This is a genomic window from Saliniramus sp., assembly GCF_035311605.1.
Lineage (GTDB): Bacteria > Pseudomonadota > Alphaproteobacteria > Rhizobiales > Beijerinckiaceae > Saliniramus.
This window is the reverse complement of the sequence record NZ_DATGCW010000191.1, coordinates 1-5991: the sequence shown is the minus strand read 5'-3', so window position 1 is coordinate 5991 and position 5991 is coordinate 1. Positions and strand designations below refer to the sequence as shown.

At 65.2% G+C, this 5991-nt stretch carries 7 protein-coding genes; 4 read left to right on the top strand and 3 right to left on the bottom strand.

Going from position 1 to position 5991, the window contains the following annotated elements; translation table 11 throughout:
* The coding region (gene dapB, locus VKP01_RS08815) for a 4-hydroxy-tetrahydrodipicolinate reductase (RefSeq protein WP_324411778.1) at positions 1–405 on the top strand (405 nt) is incomplete at its 5' end.
* Between the two features lie 22 nt (positions 406–427).
* Positions 428–1048, top strand: coding sequence for a 2,3-bisphosphoglycerate-dependent phosphoglycerate mutase (locus VKP01_RS08810; protein WP_324411777.1), 621 nt, complete (start codon positions 428–430; stop codon positions 1046–1048).
* Positions 1049–1072: 24 nt separating this feature from the next.
* On the opposite strand, the gene VKP01_RS08805 is transcribed toward VKP01_RS08810, so the two are convergent.
* From VKP01_RS08805 to VKP01_RS08795, 3 genes are all read right to left on the bottom strand, one after another.
* Positions 1073–1531, bottom strand: a complete 459-nt coding sequence (locus VKP01_RS08805; RefSeq protein ID WP_324411776.1) for a hypothetical protein — start codon at positions 1529–1531, stop codon at positions 1073–1075.
* Positions 1532–1681: 150 nt separating this feature from the next.
* Positions 1682–2038 (bottom strand): AzlD domain-containing protein, encoded by a 357-nt coding sequence (locus VKP01_RS08800; protein ID WP_324411775.1) that lies wholly within the window; start codon positions 2036–2038, stop codon positions 1682–1684.
* Entirely contained in the window at positions 2035–2796 is a 762-nt protein-coding gene (locus VKP01_RS08795; RefSeq protein WP_324411774.1) for an AzlC family ABC transporter permease, read from the bottom strand. The genes VKP01_RS08800 and VKP01_RS08795 overlap by 4 nt, the downstream gene beginning before the upstream one ends.
* Positions 2797–2999: 203 nt before the next feature.
* Between VKP01_RS08795 and VKP01_RS08790 the strand changes: the two genes are divergently transcribed.
* Positions 3000–4409: an FAD-binding oxidoreductase gene (locus tag VKP01_RS08790; protein ID WP_324411773.1), complete on the top strand. Its 1410-nt coding sequence runs from the start codon at positions 3000–3002 to the stop codon at positions 4407–4409.
* Positions 4410–4586: 177 nt separating this feature from the next.
* Positions 4587–5991: AsmA family protein (locus tag VKP01_RS08785; RefSeq protein WP_324411772.1), on the top strand; the 1405-nt coding region annotated here is incomplete at its 3' end.

Below are 5991 nucleotides of genomic sequence, written 5' to 3'. Positions count from 1 at the left end.
GTGCGCAAGGTCGCATCCGTGCTGGGCGAGGAATTCGATATCGAGATCCTGGAAATGCATCACCGCCAGAAGGTCGATGCCCCCTCGGGTACCGCCTTCATGCTTGGTGAGGCGGCGGCTGAGGGCCGTACGATCAATCTGGAGGAACGCTCGGTGCGTCATCGCGACGGCCATACCGGCGCGCGCGATCCCGGCGATATCGGTTTTGCGACCCTGCGCGGTGGCACGGTGGTCGGGGACCACTCCGTCATCTTCGCCGGCCCGCACGAGCGGATCGTGCTGCAGCACGTGGCAGAGCAGCGGATCCTGTTCGCGCGCGGCGCCGTGCGCGCGGCGATCTGGGGCAAGGGCAAGCCCGCCGGGTTCTATTCCATGGCCGATGTGCTCGGCCTCAACAACGTTTGAACGCAACGAAAGGATTGATGCGATGGAGCGCCTTCTCGTGCTCGTGCGACACGGCCAGAGCGAGTGGAACAAGCAGAACCTCTTCACCGGCTGGCGTGATCCGGGCCTCACCGAACTCGGTGTCGAGGAGGCCGTGCGCGGCGGGCGCCTGCTGAAGGAGAGGGGGCTGTCCTTCGATATCGCCTTCACCTCGGTGCTGACCCGGGCGCAGAAGACGCTCGATCTCATTCTCGCCGAGATCGGGCAGGAAGGGCTCGAAACCATGCGCGATCAAGCCCTCAACGAGCGCGATTACGGAGATCTCGCGGGGCTGAACAAGGATGATGCCCGCGCGAAATGGGGCGAGGAGCAGGTTCATATCTGGCGCCGCTCCTACGACGTGCAACCGCCCGGCGGCGAAAGCCTGCGCGACACAGTCGCCCGCGTGCTGCCCTATTACATCCGCGAAATCCAGCCACGTGTGATGCGCGGCGAGCGCGTCATCGTCTCCGCGCACGGCAACAGCCTGCGCGCGCTGATCATGGTGCTTGACGGCTATACGCCGGAAACGATTCCGGGGCTCGAACTCGGCACCGGAATTCCGATGGTCTACCGCCTCAACGCCGATACCACGGTGGCGAACCGCGAGATCCTTGAAGACTGACTCAAGCGCCCGCCTGTCCGGCCTTCAGCCGAAGACGAACGCCAGAAACGGCACTGCGGCGACACCTGCCGTCACGAGGCCCGCTGCCAGCATGGTGCGGTCGCGCTTTGCCGCGATCGCACGCAGGCGCCTTGCGAGGCTCTGCCCGTCCAGCCGGGCATTGTCGAGGACATACAACGCATCATCCCCGCTCAGGCCGAAGAAGGCGATTGCGTCGCCGAGGCCGTCTCCGGCGAGACCCTGCGCCCGCAACAGCGGGTCTGCATTGGCGATTTCGATTGGTGATGCCTGATACCGCAGGCGGCTGCGCGCATCGAACGGCGCTTCGTAATCCTCGGGGAAAGGCGCAAATTCCGTATTCGGACGACGTTCGAGCAAGGCCGCCCAGCGCTCAAGGCGTTCACGGCGGGTCAGCATTTCCCGCGGGCGGTGCGACGCGACATGTGCAACGCTATGGAGCTGATCAATACCCTCGTGTTTCATCGATCCCTCCTCTGCAATAGCCGCTGCCAGACTATACGTGTGGAGCGACAATTGTTCTGGAGTAAAATAGAAAGTTAACACTGCGACGGAATTTCGGCAAGTCATGATCCAAATTTGCACACCAAGTTATATTTTATTGCGCAGGTTTGGTTACGTGAATGCGAAATACGTAACAGAAATTAATATCAATTCGCCTGCAATGACCCCGGCAATGACGGAGCGCCGGGCGAGAAAGTACACCCCGATCCCCACGAGAACGGCGCCCAGGCGGGCGACGAGGGGCGCGGCAGCCAGCGCCCCGCTCGGCGTAAGCAGGAGCTTCATGACCACGGCGGCCAGCAGCGTGGTCGCGACGGCGCGGACCCAGACGATGATCTCCGAGCGTTCATCGAGCCCGCGCGAGACGACCACCCCGAGCGCCCGCCAGATCTCGCTCGGCAGAAAGCCGACCAGGATCAGCACGAGATAGGGCCATAGCGGCGCGATCGCGGCCTCCCAGGTGATCATCGCCGCCCCCGTCCGATCAGCCAGGCGAGCGTACCGCCCACGAGGCCCGTGGCGAGCAGATCGAAATCCGGTCCCACGAGCAGCGTGAACAGCGGCGCGAGCGCTGCGCCGAGGACAAGCGCGGACTGGTCGAGCAGCGTGCGCGCACCGGCGATCAGCGCAATTGTGAAGAATAATGGCGTCAGAAAGAGCAGGCCGGCTGCGAGAAAGGGCGGCACGGCGGCGCTCAGGAGAAAGCCGATCCCGGTCATCGTCGTCGCCACCATCAGGCAGGCATTGGCGAAGCCAAGGTAATAGCCGAAGCGCTCCTGCGGCGGCATGGTCGGCATGCGCCGGCTGCTCTCGACCCAGACGGTGACCGCAACATAATGCGCCACGAAGACCTGTGTGAGCAGGCTCTGCCCGGGCCGGCGCAGCATCGGCATCATCGAGACCGTCATGGGCAGAAGGCGGATCGAGGAGAGCGAAACGGCCACCGCCACCAGCGGCAGCGCCGTCCCGCCGGCTATCCCGCCGAACAGGATTACCTGCGCAGGCGCGGCCCACATCAGAAAAGTCGACAGGACGGCTGCGAGGAAGGGAAATCCGACATCCTGCGCGAGCGAGCCGACGCCCAGGAGCGAGAAGCCGACGATCCAGGCCGGCAGCACCAGCGCGTCGCGAATGCCGCGCAGGAGGGGGGAGGGGCCGGACAAGGGTGCGCTGCCGCCTGCTTCCTCGCCATCGCGCCGCTCGTCGCGCTTCGCTTGCTCGTTCATGCCCCTATTGATCATGAAGCCGCGCGCCAGGCCATGGGAAATCCGCAACGGCGCCGGGGCATCGTCGCCAGCCACCCCGCGCAGCGCGCTTTTCCCAGACCGGAGCGGGAAGGATGCGCGGTTTCGGCGCGTGCGCCGGGGCCTGGCTTCTGATAAAGACAGGGCGAAGAAACCGATAATCGACAGGGCCGGAAACGATGGACATGATCCGCAACGATGCGCGCAAGCGCCCCGACGCCGCCACGCTCGCAACGCTGACGCAGGCGCTCACGGATCTCGTGGGCGCGCGCCTCTCCACCGCGCAGGCGGTGCGCGAGCAGCACGCCAACACGCTGACCTGGGTCGAGAATCAGGCCCCGGATATTGTCGTTTTCGCGGAGAGCACCGAGGAAGTCTCGCAGGTCGTGAAACTGTGCGCGCAGCATGACGTTCCCGTCATCCCCTTCGGCACCGGCACCTCCTTCGAAGGACACACCAATGCGCCCTATGGCGGCGTCTCGATCGATACCAGCCGGATGAACGCCGTGATCGCCGTCCATGCGGAGGATCTCGACTGCGTGGTGCAGCCGGGTATCACGCGCAAGGCGCTCAACGAATATCTGCGTGATATGGGGCTGTTCTTCCCGATCGATCCGGGCGCTGATGCCTCGCTCGGCGGCATGGTCGGCACCCGTGCCTCCGGCACCAATGCGGTGCGCTACGGCACGATGAAGGACAACGTGCTCGCGCTCACCGTGGTCATGCCCAACGGCGATATCGTCAATACCTCCCGCCGCGCCAAGAAGTCGAGCGCCGGCTATGATCTGACCCGTCTGATGGTTGGCTCCGAAGGCACGCTCGGCATCATCACCGAGATCACGCTCAGGCTGCACGGCATTCCCGAGGCGATTTCCGGCGGCATCTGCCCGTTCCCGAGCATCGCGGCAGCCTGCGAGGCGGTGATCATCACCATCCAGTCCGGCATTCCGATGGCGCGGATCGAACTGATCGACGAGATGCAGGTGCGCGCCATCAACCTGTATTCCAAGACCACGCTGGAGGAGCGCCCCCAGCTCTTCCTCGAATTCCACGGCTCGGAAGAGGGCGTGAAGGAACAGGCGGCGCGGTTTGGCGAGATCGCCGAGGAATTCGGCGGCGGCCCCTTCGCCTGGACGACGCAGGCCGAGGAACGCACCCGCCTGTGGCAGGCACGGCATGACGCCTATTGGGCGGCAATGGCCCTGCGCCCTGGCGCAAAGGGCATTTCCACAGATGTCTGCGTTCCGATCTCGCGGCTCGCCGAATGCGTCGAGGCAACGCAGCACGACATTGCCGAAGCCGGGCTGATGGCGCCGATCGTCGGCCATGTCGGCGACGGCAATTTCCATGTGCTGCCGCTGGTCGATATGGAAAACGAAGAAGAAATCGCCAAGGCGAAACACTTCGTCGAGCGCCTCGTCGAACGCGCACTCGAGATGGAGGGCACCTGCACCGGTGAGCACGGTGTTGGCCAGATGAAGATGAAATACCTCGAATCGGAGCACGGTGCCGAGGCGCTTGCGGTGATGCGGGCGATCAAGCACGCTCTCGATCCGCAGAACATCATGAATCCCGGCAAGATCGTCTCCTGGTGAGGCGCCATTCCGGCGCGCGCGAATGCGCCGGGATGCAAATCCGCGATTTTCTGACCCGATCCGGCTTGCAAAGCTGGACGGCGGCGTCGGGTTTCGTCATGGTTCGGCCATGCTACGGGGTTAACTCCGTGCCGAACCTGTTGAATTCGATCGCTGGCGTGAAGGGGTCCATGGGCCTTGCGTGACAGTCTGACCGCTCTGGCGGCTATCGTCATACTGATCCTCGTGGCAGCACTCGCGATCCCGCCTTTCGTCGACTGGGAGGAGAGGCGTCTTGATCTCGAGGCGGCGCTGTCGCGCGCCGCCGGCATTCCGGTGGAGACGCGCGGCACGATCGATCTCCGGCTGCTGCCGTCCCCGCGCATGCGGGTCGACGGCCTGACCATCGGCATTCCCGATGGCGCATCGCCCTCTCTGGTCGCGCAGAATGTCGCTGCGGAAATGGAGCTGACGGCGCTGTTGCGCGGGCAGGTGCGCTTCAGCAATATCGGCATTGCCCGCGCCGATCTGCGCCTTCCGATGGAGGAAGGCGCGCTGCGGTTTCCCGAGCGCATGCGTGAGGGGCCCGAAGCGCTGGGCGCGCTCGCCTTCGATGATCTCGCCATCACCGCGCTCAGCGTGACGACGATCACGCCTGAATTTGGCGCCATGCGTCGGGCCGAGCTCGCCAATCTGCGCCTGGATGCGCCCTCGCTGGCCGGACCATGGCGGATCGAGGGGATCTATGGCGGCGATACATTCCGCCTCGGTACCGGGACGCTCAGTGATGATCTCTCCATGGAGATGCGGCTCGTCGGCGGTGTGGATACACCGTTGCGATACGATATCGACGCGACGCTGCAACTGCTTCCCGAGGCCTCCCGCTATCGCCCGCTCCTCGACGGCGAGATGCGGATCGTTGCGCTCCCCGACGCCGAGATGGTGGCGGAGCCCGCCACGCAGGACCCGGTCGTGCTCAGTGGTAATTTCGCCAGTGATGGGCCCGGTTTCGCCTTGTCCGCATTGCGACTCGAACTGGGCGATCCGTCGCTCGGCTCGCAGCTCGAGGGCAGCGGCTTTCTGCGCCTCGACGACCCGCGCCTAAGGCTCGAACTGGCCGGACGCCGGCTGGCGCTCGACACGATCACGGCCAGCCCGCGTTCCGGGCTGCTGACGTCCTGGTTCGGGGAGGAGGGGCCGCGAACGCCGCTGCCGCCGATTGATCTCGCGCTCGAACTCGGCAGCGTCGGTCTTGCCGGCGAGGAACTGCTCGACGTGACGCTTCGTGCGATGCTCGAGAACGGCGAATTGCAGATCGCCCAAAGCACGGTAACGCTGCCCGGTGAGGCGCGGCTGTCCTTTGCCGGCGCCGTTGATCTGACCGCGCGGGACCGGATTGCGGGCGATGCCAGGCTGGTCGCGGCTGATGGGGACCGCCTTGCGCGCTATCTCGGGCGTATCGGCCTGGAAGGGCCCTGGCTCGGGTTGGTGCGCGGGCCCGACCTCGACATTGCCGGCCAGGTGGCCATCGATCCTGAAGGGGTGAGCGTAGACGATCTGGCCTTTCGGGCCGGCGCTGCGCAGATCGGCGGCAGCGTGGAGT